Here is a 26,967-nt window from a genome sequence, read left to right on the forward strand (position 1 = left end):
TTGGATACTACCATAAATTATACATATAAATATTTATTTCTCATTTGTTCATCCGAATTTAAAATGCTATAACCATTTTAAGTTAGCATCCGCTTCACTACGAGAAGGTAGTAATGTTTCAATAATTAGTATAATCGTACAAATCCATGCAATCACATTCAGTATAATAGCGATACTATTGATTTGAATCATATCAAATGAAATGTTTACAATAATGGACACAGCAATAAGAATAATGGCAGAAGTTCTTCTTCTTCCTGCATCATAAAACCGTCGCAAAGTTACAGCAAACATTGGTATAATCATCGCCAACACAAAAATCCCAACCAATACTGACAAAATTGTAGCAACAATAAAAGCACCTGAAATAAAAGCAATAACACCAATAATAGCTACTATAAATATACTAACAATATGAATCAGTACTGGTGTCCAGAACTCTAATCTATTAGATTTACTTTGAAAATCTATATATTTTTTCCAAAATTCTTTGTACGCCTCTATCATATTTGACACTCCATTTTTTCAATTAAGGTTATTTTAACATTTATAATTCATAATAGCGTAATAACTCACCCTCTAACAAGTAGTAACTATTTATCTACTTTAAATATATGATTTAACAACTTTTTCTAGTACTACAGGCAATTCTATTAATGCGCTCTGCTTATGCAATCGCTCACTCAATTTATGTGCGTCTTTACCGATTGGCCCTATCAACAATGTAGGTGCACTGATGGTTTTTATTGACTTAAAAGGAATGACATAAGTTCGATTGTAATTAGGTGTATTTTGTTCATATATAGCCATCTGTTCCATATCCCCATCAAACTTTAGATAACTTGTATCACTGATACCATTAAAATAATGAACTTGTTCACTGCTACGTTGAAATTGCTCGTTTAATGTATGTTTCACTAATGATATAGTTGATGCTACGCGTTTGTCATATGAAGCATTGACAGCAGGATAATAAGGTGAGGCAAAAAATGTCACTACAGCAGGAGCAATATTTTTACATATTTGCATCAACTTATCGGCAATATGAATATTCTGCAAATGCAACTCTGGCGTTTCTTGTAATGTTTGATCTATAATATTAACTATTGTTTTCTCACCATATTTTTTGATGGCGTATTGCTTAAGTTGCTCATATGTCAAAACATTAATTTTTTTATCAAATTGGTAATCCTCTGCCTCTAATACAGACAACCAATCTGATTCACAACGATCAACAGCAGTGATGACTGTATTTATAAATTCTCTAAAAACATCTTTAGGCGTTTTATTGAATAAAAAGAAATTAAATAATCCTATAGTTTTAAATGGCGTTTGTACATCATATGTATCTTTAATATCTTTCATCATTAATGTAACAGGTACTGGAGTGGATTCATTTTCAAAATACTCTTTTAACTGTGTATTATACTCTACTGCTTGTGTAATATAGCTCATCATAAAGTTAGCACTCATCCCTTCAAGAGGATGGCCAACATGTGTTTCTTTTCCATAACACAGTACTGCTGGCATGATTTTACCAATTGAGCCAGAGTATATATAATGTTTTTCATCCGATGCAGCTTGCTGAAAAGTAGGTTCACTATTCAAATGTAATTGTATATCCAAATCGTAAGTAGCATTTAATTCCGCTAATTTTTCTACTGCTTTTCTCATACCAGAAGAATTTACTTCCTCGTCTGGAACCGTAACTAAAATAAGATTAATATCCCATTGCTCAATCGATGCTAATTCAATTAAAGACATATGTAGCATGAGACCTGCTTTCATATCCATGATGCCTCGACCAAATAAATAGTCTCCACTGTGTAGGTCTTGCACTGCGCCTTCATCCAAATAGTTTTGATTTTCTAAAAAGTATTGTTCTAATTTGTCAGGATTACAAGCTAAATCATGAGCTAAACCAAATTCTGATATGCCAACCGTATCATAATGACTTACGAGTACAATGGTTTTACCTGATTGAGAACCATGATAAAAGGCTATTAGTGCTTCTTTATCATCATCCGTCAATATTTTTTGTATTTGCTTAGGGTTAGTCTTAAAATAATCAAGCTGTAATAACAGTTGCTTTACCAGATTCGGAAATGTTTTTTCTCCCTGTGTATTCGTAATTGTTTGGTGATTTACAAGTTGTTTTAGTAAAGCTAAACGGTTTTGTTCATTTTGCCATAAAGTTTGCATCAATCCAAACCTCCTTGTAAGCGTTTACTAAATTATAATATGATTTTCTAATGATAACCAATAATATCACTATATATTCCGTACTAACTTACTCATACTATTAGCGTTTATTCCTCTGGTTTATGACTTATAGACCAATTTAAAAATGCACCCTTCAATGCTAGAGATTTAACCTGGCATTAAGGATGCATTTCATTTTGTTATTAATTTCATAAATCTTATTACTATATACTAATTGTTGAATTGTTTTTTCGGAACTAATATCCATACAAATATAAATGCAATGATTGCTAGTGCAGCATTAAACCATAGTCCATACATGGCACCAACATGAATATTAGCGCTAGTAGACATAATAGAAAATATTGTACCTGAAATTGCTACTCCAAATGAGTTACCAAGTGAAGATGCCATTTTATATACGCCTGATGCGACACCTACCTTATCTTCCGGCGCAGTAGTAACAGCTGTATCTGTTGAAGGTGTTGCATACATACCTAAGCCTACACCATAAATTAAGTAACCTAACACACAACTGATAACATAAACAGGCGTTGGTAAAAATGTGAAAGAGATTAATAGAATACCTATCGCATTAAGTCCTGCACCAATAAGCATAGGTTTTTTAGGACCTACCTCCTGAAGAATCTTTTCTCCAACGCGAATCATGATTAAAACAGCTATTAAATAAGTAATGGTCATCATCCCTGATTGAAACGATGTGAAATGTAATCCTGATTGAAAATAAGTATTCGCAACAATAAGTGTCCCTGCTACAGCATTTAATAAAAAGTTTGAAACTGTAGCACCACTGTATGCTTTGTGTTTAAAAAGTTTAAAATCTATCAAAGGGTTTTTAACTTTGTTTTCAAATAATACAAATACAATAATTGAAATGATGAATATCACAATTAACATCAAAATAAGTGGCGAAAAGAAACCATAATTTGAAGATTGTGTAATGATTAAATTGACACTCAGCATTGCAACTATTAATATAATTAGCCCTACAAAATCAAATTTGGCACGCTTTGATGACTCAGTTTGAACTGCTTTTGTTTCTGGTGTGTGTTTTATTAAATACATAGACACTAAAGCTACCATTATCGAAATAATAAATATAGATCTCCATCCAACAAATGTAGCCATGATACCACCAAAGAATGAGCAAATGCCAGTACCACCCCATGAACCAATAGACCAATAACTTAACGCGCGTTGTCGCCTTCTTCCAATATAGTATTCATTTATAATTGCTAATGTTGAAGGCATGATACATGCCGCAGATAATCCCTGTATTGCTCTCCCAAGTACAAGTAAAGGGACAAATCCCGGGATGATAATAAGTAATGATCCGAGAACGCTTAAAGTCAAACCGATATAAGTCATTTTAACTCTACCGTACCGATCAGCAAGACCTCCTGAACCTACAACAAACAAACCACATAAAAGTGCGGTTAAACTTACAGCTACATTAATTGTTCCATAACTAGTTGAGAAAGATGATTCTAATGCGGGAACGATATTAACGAGCGATTGAGCAAACAACCAAAATGTTATTACGCTTAAAAAAATACCTAAAAGAAGTCTGTTATCTCCTTCAAATGGTTGTTCTGATTCCATATAATTTTGCCTCCTAAATCCCCGTGAAACAACTATAATCATTATCAATGATTTAACGCTTCAAGCTTCAAAACATTTCCTCTTGCCTTATAATAATGATTACATAGTAAATATGACTTTTTAAAATTCAAAATATTTTTTTGAAAAAGTCAATAAGATAAAAATAACATTTACTTCAATTTATTGCTAAAAAACAGCACGCAAAGTGTATTAAGTGTCTTTTTTTGATTATTCCACAAAATATATTGACACCTTTTAAAATTTCTAATCCTTTCTAAAAGAATAATTAATGCATTATCAAATATATGTATTATACTAGATAGACAAATTATCTATAAAGGTGTATGAGATGTTAAATTTATTTATTTTATTACTAGAACGTGTAGGTCTTATTATTATTATCGCTTATATATTAATGAATATTAATCATTTTAAAACAATGATGAACCAAAGAGATAAACGAAGTTCGCAATGGCAACTCATCATTATCTTCGGATGTTTCTCTATGATTTCAAACTTTACAGGCATACAAATTAACGGTAATGAAGTCGTTAATGGCAGTGTCTATAATCATTTAGATCCTGAAGCTTCTCTCGCAAATACGCGCGTGCTTACTATCGGCGTTTCAGGTTTAATTGGAGGACCATTCGTTGCTATTTTTGTAGCAATGATTTCAGGCATTTACCGTGTTTATATTGGTGGTGCAGATGCTTATATCTATCTAATTTCATCTATATTTATCGCACTAGTATCAGGTTATTTTGGTTATAGAGCAATGCGTGCACGACAGTATCCTACTATTGTTAAAGGTACGATCATTGGCGGTACTACAGAAGTTATTCAAATGATTTGTATCTTAATTTTTTCTGATAATACAGAGCATGCTTGGTCTTTAGTTAAACTCATTGCTTTACCTATGATTTCAATCAACTCAATCGGAACTGCAATTTTTTTATCAATTATATTATCAACAATTAAGCAAGAAGAAGAAACACGCGCAATACAAACACATGATGTCCTACAACTAGCAAATGAAACATTACCATTTTTCCGGTCAGGATTAAATGAACATTCTGCCAAACAAGCAGCTACCATTATTTTAAATCTTATGCGTGTTTCGGCAGTAGCTATCACCAATCGAAAAGATATATTAACGCATGTGGGTGCGGCGAGTGATCATCATGTTGCGCAAAAACAAATCATTACTAATCTTTCTAAACAAGCAATTCAAGCAGGTACTTTAAAAGAAGCATATTCAAGGGAAGATATTGGTTGTAATCACCCTGAATGCCCACTCGAAGCAGCCATTGTCGTTCCACTAAGCGTTAAGAATGATGTTGTTGGAACTTTAAAACTATATTTTACAAATAAGCATGATGTTTCTCATTCCGATAAACAATTAGCTTCTGGTCTTGCAGAGATTTTTTCTAGTCAACTTGAATTAGGACAAGCTGAAACACAAAGTGCTTTGGTTAGAGATGCTGAAATCAAATCACTACAAGCACAAGTAAATCCACACTTCTTTTTCAATGCCATCAACACAATTTCTGCCTTAGTCAGAATTGATAGTGAAAAGGCGAGAAAATTACTGTTACAACTCAGTCAATTTTTCCGTTCAAATTTGCAAGGTGCACGGAATAATACCATTTCACTTGAGAAGGAATTACAACAAGTCGAGGCTTATTTATCACTTGAACAAGCACGTTATCCAGATCGTTTTGATGTTTCATTTAATATTGAAGACTCATGTTATGGTGCGCTTGTTCCACCATTTGCGATACAAATACTTATAGAAAATGCAATCAAACATGCCTTTAAAAATCGTAAATATAACAATCGTATTATCGTAACTGCTTATAAAACAGAAGATGGATTATATATATCAGTTGAAGATAATGGCTCAGGCATCCCGGATGATAAAATTAATAACATAGGCAAAACACGTGTTTATTCGGATTTAGGCACAGGTAGCGCATTAGAAAATTTAAACCACAGATTAGAAGGCTTGTTTGGCATTACGGCTAAAATGCATATTCATTCTAGCAAAGACGGTACTAACGTGAGTTATATAATTCCATTTTATATAAGAGAGGAAGATAAACATTGAGAGCAATTATTGTAGATGATGAACCTTTAGCGCGTAACGAACTACATTACTTATTAAATGAAATTCGTACCTTTGAGGTAATCAATGAAGCAGAAAATGTTTCAGAGACATTAGAACTCTTACTTTATGATCATTATGATGTAATCTTTTTAGATATTAATTTAATGGAAGAGAGTGGACTAGATTTAGCTAATAAAATTAATAAAATGCAAAACCCACCACATATTATATTTGCTACAGCGCATGATACTTTCGCTGTTAAAGCATTTGAACTAGATGCAACGGATTATATTTTAAAGCCATTCGAACAAAAACGTATTGCCCAAGCTATTCACAAAGTTGAAATTGCACTAGATCATGACAGTTACAAACAAGCAACTGAAGTGATTCAGCATCCAAATGACACACAAAAAGATAATGCACCAACATCACAAATGGTATTACCTATTGAAGTAGATGAGCGTATTCATATCATTAATTTAGAAGATATTATTGCTATTTCTGTCAATAACGGTATTACCACAATCAATACCTTACAAGAAAATTATCATACAACTGAGCCACTTAATCATTACGAGAAAAAAATTGCAAACCCTTTGTTTATGAGAATTCACCGTGCCACTCTTGTTAATAAAGTACACATACAAACAATTGAACATTGGTTTAACTATACCTACCAACTCACTATGACAAATGCATTAAAATTCCAAGTTAGTCGTTCATATATGAAAACATTCAAGCAAGATATGGGATTAATTTGAGTGTCACGTCGTAATTAATGCAACTCAGCATATACGTTTCGTAATTCACCTTTAAAACGACTATCAGTAACCGTTTTCATATTATAATTAACTCAAGATTAATTCGGGAGGAAATACAATATGGAAACAAACATAAAACAAGCTGAGAAACAGCCAAACCATTCAAAAACATATAACTTTTTTCATCAAGTACTAGTGTTGGCAATCATCATGCTTTTATCAAATATCATCGAAAGTTTTATGCCTATTCCTATGCCAGCATCAGTGATAGGTCTAGTCTTATTATTTATTGCATTATGTACAGGGATTGTTAAACTTGGGGAAGTTGAAAAAGTTGGTACGACGCTAACAAATAATATTGGTTTCTTATTTGTACCTGCAGGTATATCAGTTATTAATTCATTAGGCGTATTAAGTCAGAGTCCTATTCTGATTATATTACTAATTATCATTTCTACAATCTTGTTATTACTATGCACAGGATTTTTCTCACAAATGCTAATTACGAAATCATTTATACCTAAGAAAAGAAAACCTAATCAGTTAGCGGAGGAAAAATTATGATAGATCATTTGGGCATTAACACACCTTATTTCGGAATTTTATTATCAATTATACCTTTTATCATAGCGACGATTTTATTCAAGAAGACAAATGGCTTCTTTTTATTCACCCCATTATTTGTTAGCATGGTCTTTGGTATTGCTTTCCTAAAATTAACAGGCATAGACTATGCCAATTATAAAATCGGTGGCGACATTATCAATTTCTTTTTAGAACCTGCAACTATCTGTTTTGCAATTCCATTATATAAACGACGCGATGTACTTAAGAAATATTGGAAACAGATACTTGGTGGCATTGCTTTTGGAACAACAGCTGCGTTGGTATTTATCTATTTCATTGCAAATGCTTTCCAATTTTCAAATGAAATCATTGCATCTATGTTACCACAAGGTGCTACAACTGCCATTGCATTACCAGTATCAGCTGATATTGGTGGTATCAAAGAATTAACATCACTAGCAGTTATCTTAAATGGTGTCATTATCTATGCTTTAGGTTCCAAACTCATTAAGTTATTTAACATTACAAACCCTATTGCTCGTGGACTAGCACTTGGTACAAGTGGTCATTCATTAGGAGTGTCATCCGCACAAGAATTTGGTGAGACAGAAGCTTCAATGGCCTCTATTTCACTTGTAATCGTAGGTGTTATCGTAGTCGTTGTCGCACCAATTTTAGCAACAGTTTTACTATAATATCTAAGCTCAAAACTAAAAACGCTTGAAACATAAACAAGTCGAGCTAAATGTTAAACGTCAATTTCTATTATAAATATAGAAAATTGACGTTTTCTTTAGTTTTACAAAACTTAGTTACTCGTTCCCCCCTACTATTTCACTTCAGTTGTGTCTACTACATTTAATGTACACACCCGTTCAAACTCATTGTAAAGTGTCCTATTCATAGAATAATATTTTAAACAATTATCAGAAAATTAAAATAATATACTTTTATATCCTTGTATTTTGATAAGAATTATTGTATTATACATTTATTATTAACATTGGAGGTTCTATTAAATGACATTATATTTACTCGAAGCAAATAATCTTGATTTCGCAAAGTCTAAAAAAGACTTAGAAGATAAAGCAGCAAAACTTACTACAGGTGAAGTACCAACATTGATTGAAGTTCAAGCAACAGAAGACTTAACACACGGTTATTTTATTGTAGAAGCTAACAATGACACAGAAGCTAAACAATTTCTTGAAGATGCATCTATCAATATTAATTTAGTTAAAGAAGTTCGCTTAGTAGGTAAAGATTTAGAAGAAGTTAAAAAAGGCGATGCACATGTTGATTACCTAGTTACGTGGAATATCCCAGAAGGTATTACAATGGACCAATATTTAGCGCGTAAAAAGAAAAATTCTGTCCACTATGAAGAAGTACCTGAAGTTCAATTCCAACGTACTTATGTATGTGAAGATATGTCAAAATGTATCTGCTTATATGATGCACCTGATGAAGATGCCGTTCGTCGTGCAAGAAAAGCTGTAGATACACCTATTGACGATATTGAAAAATTATAACTAAATCTTTTCTTTATAATTAAAATTTATAATTGCGCAGATTTAGTTAGCAAAAGTTATTTATAAGTATCAATGAAAACAGTCATACCAATTTGAACTGATGATTTGATCAAACTTATAAATCACCTTAAGACTATTCAAGGAGCGGCAATATGAAATCAAATGATACATTTTAGATTTCTACCGCTCTTTTTTTTATCAAAAAACTTACTAAATAGATAGGAATAATAGAGGTGTTGTCATGATTCGCATTAATCACATCCAACATCAATTTGGAGACCATCGTGTAATCGATGATTTCAATTTAAATATTGAAAAAGGCAAAATAATAACTTTTCTAGGTAAAAGTGGTTGTGGTAAGTCTACCATGTTGAACATTATAGGCGGTTTTTTAACACCTTCATCAGGCACTGTTACAATTGAAGATCAATTAAAGCAAAATCCATCACCTGACTGTTTAATGATTTTTCAACATCATAATTTACTACCTTGGAAAAATATAAATGACAATATTCGTTTAGGATTAAATCATGAAATTAGTGATGATGAAATCAATAATTATTTAAAATATGTTGATTTAGATCATAAAGGGAAGACATTTCCTGAGCAATTATCTGGAGGAATGAAACAACGTGTGGCACTTTGTCGTGCCCAGGTACATCAACCAAAAGTCATATTGATGGATGAACCATTAGGCGCACTTGATGCTTTTACACGTTATAAATTACAAGATCAACTTGTACAACTCCAAAAACGTTCTACAGCTACGATAATTCTAGTTACGCATGACATCGATGAAGCCATTTATCTTTCTGACCACATTATCTTACTCGGAGATGGTTGTAATATTATAAGCCAATATTCAATTGAACAATCACATCCGAGAAATAGAAATGATAGTTATTTATTAACATTAAGAAATAACATTATGGAAAAATTCGCATTAAATCATCATCAAGCAGAACCCGAATATTACATATAAGGAGTTGTAACTATTGAAAAAAATAATCATCTTTCCAATAATTATAATCCTTATATTAAGTGCATGTAGTAATCAATCTGTTCAGAAGAATAATAACCATGGTCAAGATCAAAAGACATTAAAAATTGGTTACTTGCCAATTACACATTCTGCTAACTTAATGATGACTCAAAAAGTAAAAGCACAAGCCAAACATAATGGTTACAAATTAAAATTAATTAAGTTTAATAATTGGCCAGATCTTATGGATGCATTAAATAGCGGAAGGATTGATGGCGCATCAACTTTGATAGAATTAGCTATGAAATCCAAACAAAAAGGTGCCGATATTAAAGCAGTTGCGCTAGGACATCATGAAGGTAATGTCATTATGGGACAAAAAGGTGAAACAGTGAATGACTTTAATAATGGGAGTCAATATCGTTTTGCTATCCCCCATCGTTATTCAACACATTACTTATTATTGGAAGAAATGAGAAAACAATTAAATTTAAATAATCAAACATTCAGTTATCATGAAATGGCTCCAGCAGAAATGCCAGCTGCACTTAATGAACATAGAATCTCTGGATATTCTGTGGCTGAACCTTTCGGCGCATTAGGAGAAAAGTTGGGCAGTGGAAAAACTTTAAAACATGGTAATGAAGTGATTCCCGATGCATACTGTTGTGCTTTAGTACTTAGAACTGACCTAATAAAAAATCAAAAACATGTTGCTCAAAGTTTTATGGCTGATTATAAAAAAGCTGGATATCAAATGGATGATAAATCAAAAAGCGTTGATATTATGTCTAAACACTTTAAACAAGACAAAAAAGTATTGACACAATCTGCAGAATGGACAGCATATGGAGATTTATCTATTAAAAAAGATGGTTATCAAGAAATTACACATTTGGTTAACCAACATCAGTTATTTAAAACACCATCGTATAAATCATTCGTTGATCCAACATTATATAAGGAGGCATAGGCAGCATGTCAGTCAATTTAATTAAAAAGCAAATTTTACCTATACTAACATTCATACTTTTCTTATTTATTTGGCAATGCGTCATTTGGGTTGGGAATTATAAACCTATACTACTTCCAGGGCCGATCTTAGTAGCACAGAGTATTTGGCATTTTATTATTACCGGGGAAATATTCACACACTTGGGCATCAGTTTGTTTCGATTCTTCGTTGGATTTAGTATCGCAATTTTAATTGGTGTTCCGACAGGTTTTCTTTTAGGACGCAGTAGTTTATTGCACACTGCAATAGAACCATTATTTCAACTTATACGACCTATTTCACCTATTGCTTGGTCACCATTTGTCGTTTTATGGTTTGGCATTGGAAGTTTACCAGCAATGGCTATCATCTTTATCGCTGCTTTTTTCCCGATCGTATTTAGTACGATTAAAGGCGTTAGAAATGTTGAGCCTCAATACTTAAAAATAGCATCAAATATGAATTTAACTGGGTGGACATTGTACCGTAACATCTTATTCCCCGCTTCATTTAAACATATTATGGCTGGTATTCACATGGCAGTGGGAACAAGTTGGATTTTCTTAGTTTCAGGTGAAATGATTGGAGCCCAATCTGGTCTAGGATTTTTAATCGTAGATGCACGCAATATGTTAAATTTAGAAGATGTATTATCAGCTATTTTCTTTATTGGACTCTTTGGATTTATTATAGATAGAATTATTAGTTATTTAGAAAAATTAATTTTAATTAGATTTGGAGAATAAAGGAGTAATTTATATGACTTTACAAAAACGTATTGAAACAGAATTAGATCCCTATGTTATTGAAATTGACGAGGGAAGTTATTACCCAAGACCATTTATTCAAGGTTTATTTAAAGATGGCTATTTTTCTGAAAATGACTTAAAAAACAACTCAGAAGTTATTGAGGAAGTCTCAAAATCTTGTTTAACTACAGGCTTTTGTTTATGGTGCCAATTAGCTTTTTCAACATATTTACAAAACGCAAATCAACCACATTTAAATAAAACTTTACAAAAACAGTTGTTAAATGGAGAAATTTTAGGAGCAACAGGTTTATCTAACCCTATGAAATCTTTCAACGATTTGGAATCATTTAATTTATCACATCATTATGATGACAATACATTAATTATTAATGGTAAATTGCCTGCAATAAGTAATATTGCGTCCGATCATTATTTCGGAGCAATTTCTAAGGCAAATGATACAGATGAATTAGTCATGCTTATTGTAAAAGCCAACCAAGAAGGTATTACTTTAGATGAAAAATCAAATTTCTTAGGTGTCAATGGGTCAGCTACGTTTTCTATTGAAATGAATAACGTAGAGATTCCTGAATCACAAATTATAACAAAAGAAGCTAAAAGCTTTGCTTCTGCTATTCGACCACAATTTGTAGCTTTACAAATTCCTATAGCACTCGGCTCAATCAGAGATTCGTTAGATTTAATTCATAAATTTTCCGACGCACAAAATGGCATCAATAAATATTTAGAATTTGATATCAATGCATATGAACAACAATATAAACAACTTAAAAGCGCATTTTATCATATTATTGACAACAATCATCTGGACGATGATTTTGCCCAACTGATCAAAATTAAAAAAGAAGCTGGTTATCTATTATTAGAAGTAAACCAAGCTTCAATGGTCAACGGTGGTTCTAGAGCATACTCTCCACGTGCACCACAAGCACGTAAATTAAAAGAAGGATTCTTTTTTGCAGCACTTACACCTACATTGAGACATTTAGGAAAATTAGAGGAAGAATACCGCACTACAGCTCAGTAAACGTATATATAGAAAAATCAAAAAATCGAAGCAGCAGATTTATTATAGTTATCTATGCTTTTCAAAAACAAATGACTACATCAAAAATACGACAATATTACAAATTAATCACCTAGTACAGTACAAAAGGGCTAATCCCTATCAAGTGGATTAGCCCTTTTTATATTTAAACTGATTTCATCGTTCTGATTTTATTCATTATTTAAAGATGTTATTTACCATATACTATGCTTTAACTAACCAGTCCATAACACGTTTAATGGCAAAGTCCCAATAAGCATAATCATGCTCACCAGGTCCATCCTCAAAACAATATGAAATTTGCTTTTCATCTAGATATTTAATGAATTTTTTATTATCTTCATGTAGCGCATCTTCTGTACCACACATGATTAATAAATCTGGTATCTTTTTATCTTGTTGAATAGCCTGATCAACCAAATAATACGGATCCAGTTCATTATCTGTTGCGTTTTTAGAGACGCCTGCAATAGCTTCTCCGGAATAATCGTACCAATCATAATCCATAAACGCCTGAGCATCAAATACAGCCGATAAGGGACAAGCTTTAGCAAATCGATGTCCTTTAGCTAATGCAAACTTAATCGTTCCATAACCACCCATAGAATGACCTGCGATAAAATTATCTTCTCTCTTTTGTGACAGAGGTAAAATTTGATGCGCATAATCAAGTACTTCTAATACATAGTCATAATACTTATGACCAAAAACCATATTACTATAACCACTGTGATCTGCATTAGGCATAATAACTGCAAGTTGATGTTCATTCGCATAGCGCTCGATACTTGTATAACGCATATATGAAGTTTCATCACTGGATAATCCATGTAGTAATAAAAGCGTTTTTAATGGCTTAGGTTGCGTACTTTTTTTGAAATAACTTTCATCTTCTGGAAGAATCACCATAAAATGATGATGCATACCTATTGTTTTTGAATTATAATTAATCGATAATAATGCCAATGATTTCACGACCTTCTATTCATTAATACTTTGTGGTTTTTGTTTACTTCTTTTTTCTGCTTTATGCGATGGGTCTAAACGTTTTTCCAATAATCTTAAACCTACATCAATAATGATAGCAATTAATGCGATTGGAATCGCACCAGCTAAAATAAATGTTGTACCATCTGTAGCATTTGTACCTCGGATAACGATGTCACCTAATGTAGGTGCACCAATAAATGAACCGACTGCTACAACTCCAATTGCAACAACAAGTGCTATTCTTAATCCACCCAATATTACAGAGAGTGATAAAGGTAACTCAATCATTCTTAGCACTTGGTTTCGCGTCATACCCATACCTTTACCAGCATCTTTAATATTCGCATCAACACCCATGATACCTGTATAGGTATTTTTTATGATCGGTAATAGTGCATATAAAAATACTGTTACTACGACCGTAGTGGTACCCAATCCCATAACGAGCATGAGTATCGCTAACATTGCAATAACTGGAACGGTTTGAATAATATTAGCGATGGTAATAATAACGCCAGAAAATTTACTATATCGTGCAATCAGGATACCAATTGGAATACCAACAATAGATGCAAATAACACACCATAAACAGACATTAATAAATGTTTTAAAAATAAATCCCAAAGGTAGCCATAGTTGACTGAATAATATTCTACTAATTGTTGTAATAAATTACCTTCCATTAGCTTTGACCACCTTTCTTATCATTTTCAAAATAATTATGTTCTTTTAAGAAGTTCTCAGCAACTACTGCTGGTTCTTGTCCTTCACCATCTGCTTGATAATTAAGTTTTTGCATTTCAGATGTCGAAACTTTTTTGTCTAGTTTATTGATGATTGGTTTTAACTCTGGATGTTTATCTAACAATTCATTCGTAGCAACTGCACTCGCATCATATGGTGGGAAAAACTGTTTATCGTCTTTTAATACTTTTAAGTCATATGCTGCAATACGCCCATCTGTTGAATAACCTACAGCTACATCTAAATTATTAGAGTTTAATGCATCATATACTAAACCAATTTGCATTGGTCTGATAGTATCAAACTTAAAACCATATTCTTTTGTAAATCCAGGATAACCGTCACCTTCACGGTTTAGCCAAGAACTATCTACACCAAGTTTAAGTTCTGGATGTTTTTTCAAATCAGATACAGTTTCTAAATTATATTTTTCTGCTGTTTCTTTAGTGACCATAAACGCATAAGTGTTAGCAAAACCATAAGAGTTAAAGAACGTTTGATCGAATTTTTTTTGGAAACCATCTTGAGTTGCTTTCATAGCTTTTTTAGGGTCTTTAATCGGATCTTCATTTAACGCACCAGTTAAATCTGTGCCATTATACCTAGCACCTGACATATTCGCGTCACCATTTACTAATGCATTGTGCTGAATCGTACTCGATCCTAAATTATTAATTAATGTTGGCTTAATTTTGCCATTTGTATCGTGTTCTATTAATAGTCTCAGCATATGAGACATAATTTGTGATTCACTTGTTGCAAGTGCTGTGATTTTGACATCTTGTTCTGAACTGTTGCCACCTAATCCCGGTAAACTACATCCAGATAAGACCGTCAGACACAACACAAGCACAATAGCATATTGTTTCAATTTCTTCATAATGTCCTCCTCAAATTATCTGGATACTTTTAATCCCTTAGGTACAGCCCATCTTTCTACCAGTGATAGTAAGAAATCTACGATTAACGCCAAAGCAGTAACTAATACTGCTGCACTTACAATCATTAGTGGGTCATACAAGTTTAATCCATTAAATACAAAGTCACCTAAACCGCCTGCGCCTACATAACTGGCTAAAGTTGCCCAACTAATTACGTAAACAGAAGATAAACGAATACCTCCTAATATAAGCGGTAAGGCTAACGGTAATTCCACATCTTTCATTAATTGAAAGCGTGTCATACCCATACTTGTGCCTGCTTCTTTAATGTTGTCATCTATGTTTTGTACACCTAATACAGTATTGTTTAATATTGGTAATAATACATAAATAAATAATGCTACAATTGCAGGTAATTTACCCACACCAAAAATTGGAATCATTACTGCCAATACTGCTAATGTTGGTATCGTTTGTAACACACCAGCAATGGTCAGCACAACATTAGATGTTCTTTTCATTTTTGATAATAAAATACCTAATGGTACAGCGATGACGATAGCAATTAACAAAGCGATGATTGAGATATAGAAATGTTCAACTGTTTTCGATATCAGTTGCCCACCATACTGCTCTACAAAGTCTTTCATTACTTATCAGCTCCTACATTATCGGGCTCAACAATAGCATTTTTTTGTGCACTGACATTTTCATCTAATTCGCCCCAAATACTATCGTAAACGATATCGACTAAGTTTGCTCTCGTAACTAGTCCAATCAATGTCTCTTCATCACTATCTACAACTGGTACATTTCTTACATTTCGTTTTAAGATGGTACGCACTGTATCTTGTAATTTACTATCTACTCTTACTCTGTATATATCACGCTGCATCGTATCAATGAGTTCTTTATGAGCACGCAAACCTTGGTTAATATCTTCTATGTCTAAATATCCAAGTAATCTATCATTATTACCAACGACAAATAATGTATCGACACGTCGATCTCTCATAATTTTAACCGCTTCATTTAATGAATTATCCGCATGAACGGTTACTGGTCGTATCATTGCATCTTTTACAGTTCTCATATTTGGTCTATCTTGGATTAATCTGTTTTGACCGATAAAATCACGTACGAAATCGTTTGCAGGATGACGTAAAATATTATCTGGTGTATCAAATTGAACGACTTTTCCTTCAGACATAATACAAATTTTATCTGCCAATTTAATCGCTTCATCCATATCATGTGTGACAAAAATAAATGTTTTACCTAATTTTTGTTGCAGTTCTTTAACTAAATCTTGTAATGTATCTCTCGTAATTGGATCTAGCGCACCAAATGGTTCATCCATTAAAATGACGTCTTGTTCAGCTGCTAAAGCACGCACAACACCAATACGTTGTTGCTGTCCTCCAGACAGTTGTGAAGGATATCTATCTAAGTATTCTTCTGGTAAATCTACTAATTTTATCAATTCTTTAGCTTTTTTCTCTTTCTTTTCATCAGACCATTTTAATAATTTAGGTACTAAGACTATATTCTCTTTAATTGTCATATGAGGCATTAATCCAATTTGTTGTATCACATAACCAATTTTTCTACGTAATTCAACGGCATTCATTTTGCGAACATTTTTACCGTTGATTGCAATTTCACCTTCCGTAGCTTCAATCATTCTATTTACATTCTTAAAGCAGTGGTCTTCCCACTCCCACTTGTACCGATAAATGCAATAAATTCACCAGATTCGATTTCCAATGAAATATTATCTACGGCTTTTTTTGTTCCACCATAGACTTTAGATAAGTTTTTTATACTTAACATGTGTTAATTCCTTTCTATATTTGTATTTTCATTTAATATTTCATTTATAAATATAGGGCTAACTGTGGATGTTATACAAATCCGAAAATAAGTAAAAACATGTAGCACAACTAGCCCTACTTTATTCATGTATTGGTCAAAAATATCAATTTTGACTAATTTTTTCATCCTATATATTAAGATAACTCAACAAATGAAAATAAACAATTTATAACCGCAAGTTTTGTTAATTAAACTATTGAAATTAATTATCAATTCAATAGCTCAAAACAATGTTTCAAAAATATTATTTTCGTTTTATGCCAATTAATCGACCTAATTCTTTTGGCGCTTCATGAATCGTTCCAACTTTAGCATAATCATCTATAGCATTTTTTATTTGTTCAGGGAAAGCTGCTGGTCTTCCTATTGTAGTGTCCATTCCCATAAGCATTACTTCATATGTTGCGCAACGGTTATTTTGAGCATCTACTAAAGTCATAAAAACATGCAAACGCTTGGTATCATAATCATATAAGCTTACGTTGACAGTAATAAGTTCATCTACGTTTATTTCTTTTAAATACACCACATGATTTTCTAAAGTGAACACTGTATAATTCAATTTTTTAATTGTATTAATATCTAAACCTAATGATGCCAGCCACGCATCTGTAGCATCACTAAATACTCGATTATACTCAGCATCATTCATGTGCTGATTATGATCTACCCAAATATCTTTAACCGTGGTTTGATATTGAAATTGAGACATATGATCCTCCATTTATTTAGAACTTTTTTTCATCGATGCAGTATCTTCAGGCCAATATCCTTCTGCTAACTTTTTCACTTTAACTAGGAATTCATTACGTTTTTGGTCTAGTTCTGACATTGTTTGTCCTTGGGAAGCTGTTTCACACCCATTTACTACACTGTCATATAAATCCTGTGTTAATTCAGGCGCAATTAATTTTGTCCATGGTTTTTTCAATGCTGGACCAAATTGTTTTAACATATGGCGCATGCCGCCTTCTCCTCCAGCAAGATGGAATGTCATAAATGGTCCGTATTGTGCATAGCGTAGTCCTGCTGCATGTGTAAATGCTTTATCTACTTCTTCAGTAGTCGCTATTCCTTCATTAACGATGTGTAGAGATTCTCTCCATAACGCTTCCATCAATCTATCCGCTATGTGTCCTTCAATTTCATGTCTGACATGTAGTACATCCATACCAATACTTTCGTATACTTTTTCTGCTTTTACTGTGACAGCTTCAGCTGTTTGTTTACCAGGCACAATCTCAACTAATGGTAAAATGTATACAGGATGGAACGGATGTGCAACAACTAAACGTTCAGGATGTTTTAAATTTTGTTGTAATTCTGAAGGCATAATACCAGAAGTACTAGAACCAATAATGGCATCCTGACGGGCATAGGTATCGATTTCTGTTAATACCTGTGCTTTCAGATCTTCAATTTCTGGAACGTTTTCTTGAATATGATCTGCATCTTTAACAGCTTCTTCTAAACTTACCGTAAACGACAAATTATCTAAAGACGCGCCCTCTGCTAAACCTAATTGCTCAGCATATGGCCAATTTTGTTTCACTTGTTTTAACATTCTTTCATAAGCGCCTTCACTTGGATCTGTTGCGATTACTTCGTGCCCATGCGCTAAAATACGCGTAATCCAGCCACTACCTATAACGCCTGTACCTACAACTGCAAATTTCATTATTTGCCTCCTTTTGGATCTCTAAGTTGATATTGCTCACGCGCTTCAGCTGGCGTCATCGGTTCGATATCTAATTCTTTTAATATTTCTACTGCACGTTCAACAAGTTGTTCATTAGAGGCTTTTACGCCTTTTGATAAATACAAGTTATCTTCTAAACCTACACGGACATTTCCGCCACGTTTCGCCGCTTCTTCTACAGTTGGTAATTGCATTCTTCCAATTCCAAATGCTGACCAATGTGCATTTTCAGGAATACGTGTTTTAAAGTATTCAATTGTCTCTGCATCGTTTTCAGCACCCCATGGGATACCGAGACAGAATTGGAACATTGGTTCTCCTTCAATAAGACCTTCGTTAATTAATTGTTTTGCAAATGAAATGTGTCCACTATCAAAACATTCTAATTCAGGCTTTACACCTGCATCTTTTACTAATTGCGCTTGTTTTCTTAACCAATCAGCTGGACTTAAGTAAACAGCGTCACCCATATTCACACTACCACAATCAAGTGTGCACATTTCTGGTAATAATGCGCCAATTGCTTCATGTCTTTCTTCAGGTGTTTGCATATCTGAACCTTCACCTGCTGTATATGGATCTTCAAGGTTAGGAATAAAATCTCCGCCACCACCTGAAGTAATGTTAATAATAATATCTTCATCAGCTTCTCTTATTAATCTTACTGCTTCTTTAAAGAATTCAACATCATGGCTGATGCCGCCTGTTTCTGGGTCTCGCGCATGAATGTGTGCAACAGTAGCGCCTGCCTTTGCACATTTAATTGCTGAATCTGCAATTTCTTGAGGTGTTACAGGAACACTTTTATTTTTTTCTACAGTATCTCCAGCACCTGTTAAAGCTGCTGTTAGCATAACTTTTTTCATATATAAACCTCCAACAGAGTTTTGATCACAATTGATAGTGTACCAACCGGACGGTTTAGTTTCAACCCTTGAAACACCTAAAAAAAAGGGATAAGTGATGATGTACCATCACTTATCCCTATATTATCAACGCTTTCAACGAATTAGAAATTTAATTATTTTTTTATAATTTTAATTTTTTCATGCATCTCTTAATTCAATTTGCTTGTTTTCTGTGTAAGATGTTAATCGTTCTAAAACTTTTGCTCTCATTGTTTCATCTAATGCATCTAATCCAAATATTTCCGATAACCACAAGCCATCCACTGCTAATCGTATAATTGTTGCATCGACTTTATCAATACCATCATTTTCAATTTTATCTTGCCAATCTTTATAGGTATCTTGTAGCGGCAACAATAAATTACTATTTATACCCTGTGCAGCTAGCATGCCAGAAGTAATTGATGCATTTTCTGAACGGTGTTCTCTAGTAGCTTCAATAAATGCGCGCAATAATTTGCCAACTTCTTGTGACTCGTTTTTAACATGTTCATTCACATTATTTCGATACAACTCATCTGCATGATCCACAAGTCCTTGTATCAATGCGATTTTATTTTTAAAATGATACAGTAAACCGCCTTTACTAACACCAGCTTTTTTAGCAACTGCATCAAGTGTTAAATACTCACTACCTTGTTCATTTACGATAGCCGCTGCTGCTTCTAATAGTTGAATACGCTTAGACACTCTTGCCATATCTACACCTTCTCTTACAAAATATTACTTTGTTCATCTGCTATTTCTATATTCGAGCAAACTATAAACGATAAATGATAAAGTTGCAACATTATTATAATTTTTACAAACTACGTTTTGTCCATTTTTACAGAAATACGAAGGTTTGGTTAAACAAAAATATGTTTCAAGTTTTTTGAAAATACGCTTAAAAGATTTTGATAATCACAGGCACTTTTGTTGTCATTGATACCCTAAGTTACACTATAGCTAAAATTGGCTACTTATCATTCATGCCTTTACCTTCTAAGATATGATTGATATATTTTTCGACTCTATTTTCCCTTGTTGAAGCACGTTTAGCATCACCAATATAAAACATATACTGACGTTGTCTTCCTGGTGTTAAATTATTAAATGCTTCTTTTAACTCTGACGACGCTTCTAATTTATTTTTCAATTCTTCTGGCATATCGAAATCTTCCGTCGTTTTCATCGGTACTTTTTTACCTGATTTTTCTACTCTAATAGCTTCTTCAACATACCAAGCAATTTCCTCTTTACGTTGTTCTATTTCTTCTAAACTTTCAAATCTTAATTGTCTAGCAGCTTGAACATTTTTCGTTTGTTGGATTAAAATATGATATGGATCTTCCATAATAGCGCCTTTTTCGAATAATAATGCACAATAATATTTAAAATCTTGAATGATAACTATATTTTTATTGTCCAAGGTATAACATGGGTGCATCCATTTATAATCCTCTGTTAATTCTGTTTGACTGATTATATTTCTTAGTACTTTAAATGCATCTTGCCACTGATCTAAGCGCTCAATAAACGCATCTACTTTATCGTTTTTAATTGATTCACTCATAACATACCGCCTTTTATTTTAATTTTACTATAAACATATACATTTAATCTATACATTCTTTTATATTATGTTATATCCTAATTTCCTAAAATATAAAACGATTTGATGCTCTTCAGAATTTAAAATATTGCTTCATCCCCTTTTAAAATTAGAACAATTATTTATCGTCATTTTTACTCGTACCTGATAAAAACTATTCACTAGCATAATAATACAATTCAAAAAGCACATTTGTTTTACTTATAATTTAATATAAGTAAAATTATATAATTATTTATATATATAACTTATACACGCCTATTTTCTCTGTTACACTTATAATTAATCATTTTTGAAGTGTGAACAATTTTTTTGTTCAATTTTTTGTAAGCGCTTTAATTCTTGGAGGGGATATTTTATGCAACAAGAGAGTGTTTGGCTAACAATTATGGGGTTAATTATTATTATTTCCATTGTTGGATTACTAATTGCTAAACGTATTAGTCCAGTTGTGGGTATGATTTTAATACCAAGTTTGGGTGCATTAATATTAGGTTACAATATTGGTGATTTAGTAAAATTTTTTAATAGTGGTTTAGATCAAGTTATCAACGTCGTCATCATGTTTATATTTGCAATTATATTCTTCGGTATCATGAGTGACGCTGGGTTATTTAAGCCGTTAGTAAAACGTTTAATTTTGCTTACTAGAGGTAATGTTGTAGTTGTCTGTATTGCAACCGCAATTATCGGAATATTCGCGCAACTTGACGGTGCTGGCGCAACAACATTTTTATTATCAATACCTGCATTATTGCCTTTGTATAAGGCGCTAAATATGAATCGTTATCTATTACTTTTATTGCTCGGACTGAGTGCATCGATTATGAACATGGTGCCATGGGGTGGCCCTATGGCTCGTACAGCTTCAGTGATTAATATTAAAAATGTAAACGAATTATGGTATGGTGTCATACCAGTTCAAATCATCGGTTTTGTTTTAGTTTTACTATTCGCTGTATTTTTGGGTTTTCGAGAAAAAGCAATCATACAACGTAAAATCAATTCAGGAGAGGTATCTAATACACAAGACGTAGATATACATAAATTGGTTGAAATATATGAACAAGATCAAGATATTAAATTTCCGATTCGTGGCGTTGCTGTTACTAAGCCTTGGATTAATTGGATCAACGTCATACTCACGCTTGCTATCATTGTAGCAATGCTAGCTAATATCGCACCGCCCGAATTTGCATTTATGATTGGTGTTGCGATTGCTTTAATTATTAACTTCCCAAATGTAGACGAACAAATGAGCAGACTTAAGGCACATGCGCCAAACGCACTTATGATGGCAGCCGTAATTATCGCTGCTGGTATGTTCTTAGGCGTATTGAATGAAACTGGTATGCTTGAAGCAATAGCAGTAAGCTTTATCCATATTATTCCAAATGCCGTTGGACCATACTTACACATTATTGTCGGTATCTTCGGTGTTCCACTAGATCTATTAACAAGTACGGATGCTTATTATTTCGCTATCTTACCTATTGTAGAACAAACAGCCGGTCAGTTTGGTGTATCGTCTGTATCAACAGCATATGCAATGTTAATTGGAAATATTATCGGTACGTTTGTCAGTCCATTTTCACCTGCGTTATGGTTAGCGATTGGGCTTGCCGAAGCAAATATGGGAACATATATTAAATATGCTTTCTTTTGGATATGGGGATTTGCCATCGTCATGTTAATTATCGCTATGTTCATCGGTGTAGTAACATTTTAATTTATGAACTGTGTTAATTTAGTAAAAACATTTGCGCAAAAATGATTAATGGGAGTGGAACTGAAATTACATTTCATTGTTCCACTCCCATTTTTTATTTATATATAGCTTTATTTTGGAGTCATACATAATGATTGACCAATGCTCCAAATTACTATGCTTTATTGTACTTTGCGACATTTTTAAGGCTAATCACTAAAATAAATGCTACTAATGCAATTGCAGCTGAAAAATAAGTGGTTGCGTAAACATTTAAATTCGATACTACTAATCCACCTACAATACCACCGATACCAATACCTGCGTTTAAACTAGACATATTCCAACTCATCACTTGACTCGTATCACCTTCAACATGCTCTATAATGCCACTTTGTACAGCTGGATTAGTACTCCATTGCATAATATTCCAGATAAAGATAATCATGAGTAACAAACCAGTTCCTGGTAAAAACATATTAAGCAGTAGCATCATAACAATAAACACAGCTGTCGCAATAACCAACCAACGTTTGCTTGTAAGTCTATCTGATAAAAAGCCACCCATTGATGTTCCGATTACTCCTGCAATACCATTGATTAATAATGCAATTGAAACAAATGATAATTGATGTCCACCGGAAAGGATTAAAGGATTAATATAAATGAAAGTAACTGAGTTGGCTACTAATAATAAAAACGTGATGCCCAAATATTTTGTAACTTCAACAGGTCTTAACACTTTGGAATAAGTATTTGAACGACTTGATCCTGTGTCTGTCTCAGTATTTGATGACAGATGATCACTTAGTTTTGGAATATAGATATACATTAAGATGCCTACGAACAAACTAATAATTACAATAAATAAAAACGTATATCTCCAACCCACTAAATCACCTATCACTGTCCCAATCGGCACACCAAAAACATTTGCACCGCTAAAGCCAGAATAGACAATGCCGATCATTTTTCCTCGGTGTTGTGGTGCAGTTAATAATGCAGTTAAAGCTAATATTTTAACCACGATTAAAGCTGCAGCTGCAGATGATAAGATACGTCCAATAACTAAAATAGAAAAATTAGGCGCAATTGCAATAATAATATTGCCTACAACAAATGCAAACAGCGCCCATAATAAAACCATACGTGGTGAAAAACGATTCGTTAACTTAACTAAAATAGGTCCTGCTATTGCAAAAGTAATTGCGTATAATGTAACTAATTGTCCGATAATTGCTTCAGAAACATGCAAATCACTACTCATCAAATTCATAATACCAGCAACCATCATTTCAACCATTCCAACAATAAATATACTTAGTATAAAGGTAAATATGCGCATGACTGACATAAATATCCTCCTCTCTTTTATGTGATTTCAAAATTCTATAACTGCTACATTATAAACCATTCGTCAATATATATGAATACTTAGCAATACATGTTCTTAAATTCATTTCAAAAAACAGGAAACAGAAGAGGCATCAAAAACCATTTTGATACCTCTTCACGTTCCCTGCCAATCTTAGCTTAAAATTTCGCATAAAATAGATTTGACTATAGAAATTAAAATAATATTCATGATAACAAACATGTATAAAATACGTTTAGCGATTGTCTTTAGGGATATGTCGCGCAATTAATTGATCTCGTTCATTAAAGAACTGACGATAACTTAAATATGTTGCAATCAACGCTGACATAATAGTGGCTGTCGTATGAATGAATACTACTAATAGCTGAAATTTTACAGCTTCCAATGGATCTACACCACCGATAATCAACCCTGTCATCATACCTGGTATCGAAACAATACCATACGTTTTTACTGAATCTATCGTTGGCACAATTGCCGTTTTGATACTTTCACGTATTGTTCCTTTGGAAGCGCGTTTTGGATTTGCACCTAATGCTAATTTGGCTTCGATTTGACTCATTTCTTTAACAAACTCACGATCTAAATTCTGATACGCAAGATTGATTGCAATCAAACCATTGCTTCCAAGCATCCCTGCAATTGGAATCACTTCATTAGGTTTGAATTCAATTGCGCCCGTGACTACAATACCCACTAATGGTAAGGCTACGCCAATAAAGATTCGATAAAAGAAATCCAAAACACATGATACATAACGGGTGAAGCTCTACTTATCGTATTCCATGATGCATTGATGATGATGATTAATACAAATAAAAGCAACAACCATGTTTGGTTTACATCAAATATAAAATGCAGTAAATAACCTAAAATAACTAATTGAACAACTGCTCTTAACGTTGCAATGAGTAAATCTTTAATGATATGCAACTTTTCTTTGTATGATACAATGATTGGAAAAAGAAGGAGTGTCGCAGTAAGCACTAATGCAGTGGTACTCATCATAATTCCTCCTCCTTCTCAATCTGTCCATCCACAATTCTAATGCGTTTTTGAAAATGTCTCATACTTTGATCATTACTATGTGTAATCCATAAAATTGTTATACCTTCATCTGCAAGTTTAAAGATTAAAGATTCAATTTTCTCACTATTATGTACGTCTAATGCACTTGTTGCTTCATCTAACAATAATACTTTGGGTTTATACATTAACTGTCTCGCTATCGTTACACGTTGACGTTCTCCACCAGAAAGATGATTTACGCTCGTATCAAAGCTATAATGACCTAACCCAACCGACTTCAAAAGTGATTTGGCTCTTTTACGATTGAACTTGTCATTTCTTATTTGTGCAGGGAAAGCTAAATTATCACCAATGGTACTATCAAACAAATCACTTTCTTGTAATAAATAACTAATTTCCATTCGTAACTTTTCTGGATTAATATTTTCATATGCTTGATTATTAAAATATAGTTCTCCTTCTGTAGGACTTATCAAATTATTTATCAAACGTAACAATGTACTTTTGCCGCTTCCTGAAGGCCCAACAATCGCAATAGTTTCTCCAGCTTTGATTTTCAAATTAATACTGTTAATAATTTGTCGGTTATCTATCCGATATGAAACATTTCTGAGCTCTAACATTTTGAACCTCCTAAATAATATATGGGTTATACCCTATTACGACGATTTAATATCTTGTCATTATTTCGTTAAACCGTTTTATTCAAAAACACACGTTAAATATCATACGCTAACATTATTTTAAAAATACAATCACAATAAAAGAGATAAAATTGTTAAAAGCATGCAATGAAATTGATACAGCTAGGTTTCGCCCACTTTTCAAATACACAAACACCAATCCAATCGCAATAAAAATATAGCTTCCTATTTCAAATGGTGATGTAGCCCCTAATACATGAATACCTGCAAATAATATGACAGATAATACACTTGCAGCAGCATATGTGATTTTCTTACCTAATTCATGAATGATTAGATGTCTAAATAATAACTCTTCAATAATCGGCGTCAAAATAACAATATCTAAAAATAAAAACGGGAGCATCCAATTGTCTCGAAACAGCGCTTCTAAAATCAATTGATTTTGCGTTTCATTATACTGTAATGACTTAGGTAACAAAGTCATAAGCCAATCATATAAATTATTAAATACGAGGGTAAATATGTATACCATAAAAATAATCAAAATATATTTGCGTACTGCCTTAAACCTATCGATCGCAATTGCTGTAACATTTTCTTTAATATGCATTCCATAAAAACTTAATATGATACATATTTCAGCAATAACACCACCAAAAATCAGTATATTCATATCGCTCAAATGATATTTGCTACCTATGTTAAAAATGCCATATGATGTGATTAAAAGCAGCGCTAATATAAGCGGTATAAGATAATTGGCAATGATATAAATAGGGATTAACCAAAAGTCCCTTTTAACAATCTTCTGATGCTGCCAAATATTCTTTTTAGTTAGTTGTGTTGTTAATGGCTTATCAGTCATATGTCACCTTCCTTGTAGCTATTTAACCATAATATAACACAATGCTTTATCATTTTTAT

25 protein-coding genes and 2 pseudogenes are annotated in these 26,967 nt (G+C 32.9%); 10 read left to right on the plus strand and 17 right to left on the minus strand.

Translation table 11 applies throughout. The features are described 5' to 3' along the window. Nucleotides 1-66: 66 nt before the first annotated feature. The 3 genes from FYJ81_RS06105 to FYJ81_RS06115 all read right to left on the minus strand — a co-directional run bounded on the left by FYJ81_RS06105 (nucleotide 67) and on the right by FYJ81_RS06115 (nucleotide 3,825). Nucleotides 67-507 (minus strand): DUF805 domain-containing protein, encoded by a 441-nt coding sequence (locus tag FYJ81_RS06105; RefSeq protein WP_107384795.1) that lies wholly within the window; start codon nucleotides 505-507, stop codon nucleotides 67-69. A 99-nt stretch (nucleotides 508-606) separates the two neighbouring features. Further along, nucleotides 607-2,202: a M20/M25/M40 family metallo-hydrolase gene (locus tag FYJ81_RS06110; protein WP_182474458.1), complete on the minus strand. Its 1,596-nt coding sequence runs from the start codon at nucleotides 2,200-2,202 to the stop codon at nucleotides 607-609. A 231-nt stretch (nucleotides 2,203-2,433) separates the two neighbouring features. Further along, nucleotides 2,434-3,825, minus strand: coding sequence for an MFS transporter (locus FYJ81_RS06115; protein ID WP_107504936.1), 1,392 nt, complete (start codon nucleotides 3,823-3,825; stop codon nucleotides 2,434-2,436). A gap of 349 nt (nucleotides 3,826-4,174) precedes the next feature. On the opposite strand from FYJ81_RS06115, the gene FYJ81_RS06120 reads away from it, so the two are divergent. The 9 genes from FYJ81_RS06120 to FYJ81_RS06160 all read left to right on the plus strand — a co-directional run bounded on the left by FYJ81_RS06120 (nucleotide 4,175) and on the right by FYJ81_RS06160 (nucleotide 12,568). Next, on the plus strand, nucleotides 4,175-5,932 hold the full coding sequence (locus FYJ81_RS06120; protein ID WP_107384792.1) for a sensor histidine kinase: 1,758 nt from the start codon (nucleotides 4,175-4,177) through the stop codon (nucleotides 5,930-5,932). Further along, nucleotides 5,929-6,693 carry a response regulator transcription factor LytR gene (locus tag FYJ81_RS06125; protein ID WP_107384791.1) on the plus strand — a complete coding sequence of 255 codons (765 nt, stop codon included), beginning with the start codon at nucleotides 5,929-5,931 and terminating at the stop codon, nucleotides 6,691-6,693. The genes FYJ81_RS06120 and FYJ81_RS06125 overlap by 4 nt, the downstream gene beginning before the upstream one ends. Before the next feature lie 120 nt (nucleotides 6,694-6,813). Next, entirely contained in the window at nucleotides 6,814-7,257 is a 444-nt protein-coding gene (lrgA, locus tag FYJ81_RS06130) for an antiholin-like murein hydrolase modulator LrgA (RefSeq protein WP_107384790.1), read from the plus strand. Continuing rightward, on the plus strand, nucleotides 7,254-7,955 hold the full coding sequence (gene lrgB / locus FYJ81_RS06135) for an antiholin-like protein LrgB (RefSeq protein WP_107384789.1): 702 nt from the start codon (nucleotides 7,254-7,256) through the stop codon (nucleotides 7,953-7,955). Before lrgA ends, lrgB begins: the two co-directional genes overlap by 4 nt. 324 nt (nucleotides 7,956-8,279) lie before the next feature. Next, entirely contained in the window at nucleotides 8,280-8,792 is a 513-nt protein-coding gene (locus FYJ81_RS06140) for a DUF4242 domain-containing protein (protein ID WP_107384788.1), read from the plus strand. A gap of 241 nt (nucleotides 8,793-9,033) precedes the next feature. Beyond that, on the plus strand, nucleotides 9,034-9,774 hold the full coding sequence (locus tag FYJ81_RS06145; RefSeq protein WP_107384082.1) for an ABC transporter ATP-binding protein: 741 nt from the start codon (nucleotides 9,034-9,036) through the stop codon (nucleotides 9,772-9,774). A gap of 13 nt (nucleotides 9,775-9,787) precedes the next feature. Then, nucleotides 9,788-10,747: an ABC transporter substrate-binding protein gene (locus FYJ81_RS06150; protein ID WP_154409456.1), complete on the plus strand. Its 960-nt coding sequence runs from the start codon at nucleotides 9,788-9,790 to the stop codon at nucleotides 10,745-10,747. A gap of 5 nt (nucleotides 10,748-10,752) precedes the next feature. Beyond that, nucleotides 10,753-11,514: an ABC transporter permease gene (locus FYJ81_RS06155; protein WP_154409457.1), complete on the plus strand. Its 762-nt coding sequence runs from the start codon at nucleotides 10,753-10,755 to the stop codon at nucleotides 11,512-11,514. 13 nt (nucleotides 11,515-11,527) lie between these two features. After that, nucleotides 11,528-12,568, plus strand: coding sequence for an acyl-CoA dehydrogenase family protein (locus FYJ81_RS06160; RefSeq protein ID WP_154409458.1), 1,041 nt, complete (start codon nucleotides 11,528-11,530; stop codon nucleotides 12,566-12,568). A gap of 225 nt (nucleotides 12,569-12,793) precedes the next feature. Here the strand turns inward: FYJ81_RS06160 and FYJ81_RS06165 are convergent, their stop codons facing one another. The 10 genes and pseudogenes from FYJ81_RS06165 to FYJ81_RS06210 form a co-directional block, all read right to left on the minus strand. Continuing rightward, nucleotides 12,794-13,555, minus strand: a complete 762-nt coding sequence (locus tag FYJ81_RS06165; RefSeq protein ID WP_154409459.1) for an alpha/beta hydrolase — start codon at nucleotides 13,553-13,555, stop codon at nucleotides 12,794-12,796. A gap of 15 nt (nucleotides 13,556-13,570) precedes the next feature. Further along, nucleotides 13,571-14,263, minus strand: a complete 693-nt coding sequence (locus FYJ81_RS06170) for an ABC transporter permease (protein ID WP_107504613.1) — start codon at nucleotides 14,261-14,263, stop codon at nucleotides 13,571-13,573. Then, the gene (locus tag FYJ81_RS06175; RefSeq protein ID WP_107386343.1) at nucleotides 14,263-15,204 is read right to left on the minus strand and encodes an osmoprotectant ABC transporter substrate-binding protein; all 942 of its coding nucleotides are present in this window, start codon (nucleotides 15,202-15,204) and stop codon (nucleotides 14,263-14,265) included. The genes FYJ81_RS06170 and FYJ81_RS06175 overlap by 1 nt, the downstream gene beginning before the upstream one ends. Before the next feature lie 15 nt (nucleotides 15,205-15,219). Beyond that, complete coding sequence (locus FYJ81_RS06180; RefSeq protein ID WP_107386342.1) at nucleotides 15,220-15,855, minus strand: ABC transporter permease; 636 nt, start codon at nucleotides 15,853-15,855, stop codon at nucleotides 15,220-15,222. After that, a pseudogene (locus FYJ81_RS06185) lies at nucleotides 15,855-17,038 on the minus strand (betaine/proline/choline family ABC transporter ATP-binding protein). Before FYJ81_RS06185 ends, FYJ81_RS06180 begins: the two are co-directional and overlap by 1 nt. 286 nt (nucleotides 17,039-17,324) lie before the next feature. Continuing rightward, nucleotides 17,325-17,792 carry a thioesterase family protein gene (locus tag FYJ81_RS06190; protein WP_119535460.1) on the minus strand — a complete coding sequence of 156 codons (468 nt, stop codon included), beginning with the start codon at nucleotides 17,790-17,792 and terminating at the stop codon, nucleotides 17,325-17,327. Between the two features lie 12 nt (nucleotides 17,793-17,804). Further along, a complete protein-coding gene (locus FYJ81_RS06195) occupies nucleotides 17,805-18,758 on the minus strand; it encodes a 3-hydroxyacyl-CoA dehydrogenase NAD-binding domain-containing protein (RefSeq protein ID WP_154409460.1) in 954 nt (317 codons plus the stop codon). Continuing rightward, nucleotides 18,758-19,645 carry a 3-keto-5-aminohexanoate cleavage protein gene (locus FYJ81_RS06200; protein WP_107384093.1) on the minus strand — a complete coding sequence of 296 codons (888 nt, stop codon included), beginning with the start codon at nucleotides 19,643-19,645 and terminating at the stop codon, nucleotides 18,758-18,760. The genes FYJ81_RS06195 and FYJ81_RS06200 overlap by 1 nt, the downstream gene beginning before the upstream one ends. 180 nt (nucleotides 19,646-19,825) lie before the next feature. Beyond that, nucleotides 19,826-20,386 carry a TetR/AcrR family transcriptional regulator gene (locus tag FYJ81_RS06205; protein WP_154409461.1) on the minus strand — a complete coding sequence of 187 codons (561 nt, stop codon included), beginning with the start codon at nucleotides 20,384-20,386 and terminating at the stop codon, nucleotides 19,826-19,828. Nucleotides 20,387-20,645: 259 nt separating this feature from the next. Beyond that, nucleotides 20,646-21,242 (minus strand): YdeI/OmpD-associated family protein, encoded by a 597-nt coding sequence (locus FYJ81_RS06210; RefSeq protein ID WP_154409462.1) that lies wholly within the window; start codon nucleotides 21,240-21,242, stop codon nucleotides 20,646-20,648. A 397-nt stretch (nucleotides 21,243-21,639) separates the two neighbouring features. Here FYJ81_RS06210 and FYJ81_RS06215 point away from each other — a divergent pair, with 397 nt between their 5' ends. Then, entirely contained in the window at nucleotides 21,640-23,010 is a 1,371-nt protein-coding gene (locus FYJ81_RS06215) for a CitMHS family transporter (RefSeq protein ID WP_107384096.1), read from the plus strand. A gap of 154 nt (nucleotides 23,011-23,164) precedes the next feature. Here FYJ81_RS06215 and FYJ81_RS06220 read toward each other — a convergent pair whose 3' ends face one another. From FYJ81_RS06220 to FYJ81_RS06235, 4 genes and pseudogenes are all read right to left on the minus strand, one after another. Continuing rightward, the gene (locus tag FYJ81_RS06220) at nucleotides 23,165-24,343 is read right to left on the minus strand and encodes an MFS transporter (protein WP_107384097.1); all 1,179 of its coding nucleotides are present in this window, start codon (nucleotides 24,341-24,343) and stop codon (nucleotides 23,165-23,167) included. 256 nt (nucleotides 24,344-24,599) lie between these two features. Beyond that, nucleotides 24,600-25,372 (minus strand): annotated as a pseudogene (locus FYJ81_RS06225) (ABC transporter permease). Then, nucleotides 25,372-26,019, minus strand: a complete 648-nt coding sequence (locus FYJ81_RS06230; RefSeq protein ID WP_107384098.1) for an ABC transporter ATP-binding protein — start codon at nucleotides 26,017-26,019, stop codon at nucleotides 25,372-25,374. The pseudogene FYJ81_RS06225 and the gene FYJ81_RS06230 overlap by 1 nt, the downstream one beginning before the upstream one ends. 115 nt (nucleotides 26,020-26,134) lie before the next feature. Continuing rightward, nucleotides 26,135-26,908 carry a CPBP family intramembrane glutamic endopeptidase gene (locus FYJ81_RS06235; protein WP_154409463.1) on the minus strand — a complete coding sequence of 258 codons (774 nt, stop codon included), beginning with the start codon at nucleotides 26,906-26,908 and terminating at the stop codon, nucleotides 26,135-26,137. Nucleotides 26,909-26,967 lie beyond the last annotated feature (59 nt).

The sequence above is a fragment of the Staphylococcus sp. McC-251-APC-3A2 genome (assembly GCF_009695665.1).
Lineage (GTDB): Bacteria > Bacillota > Bacilli > Staphylococcales > Staphylococcaceae > Staphylococcus > Staphylococcus cohnii.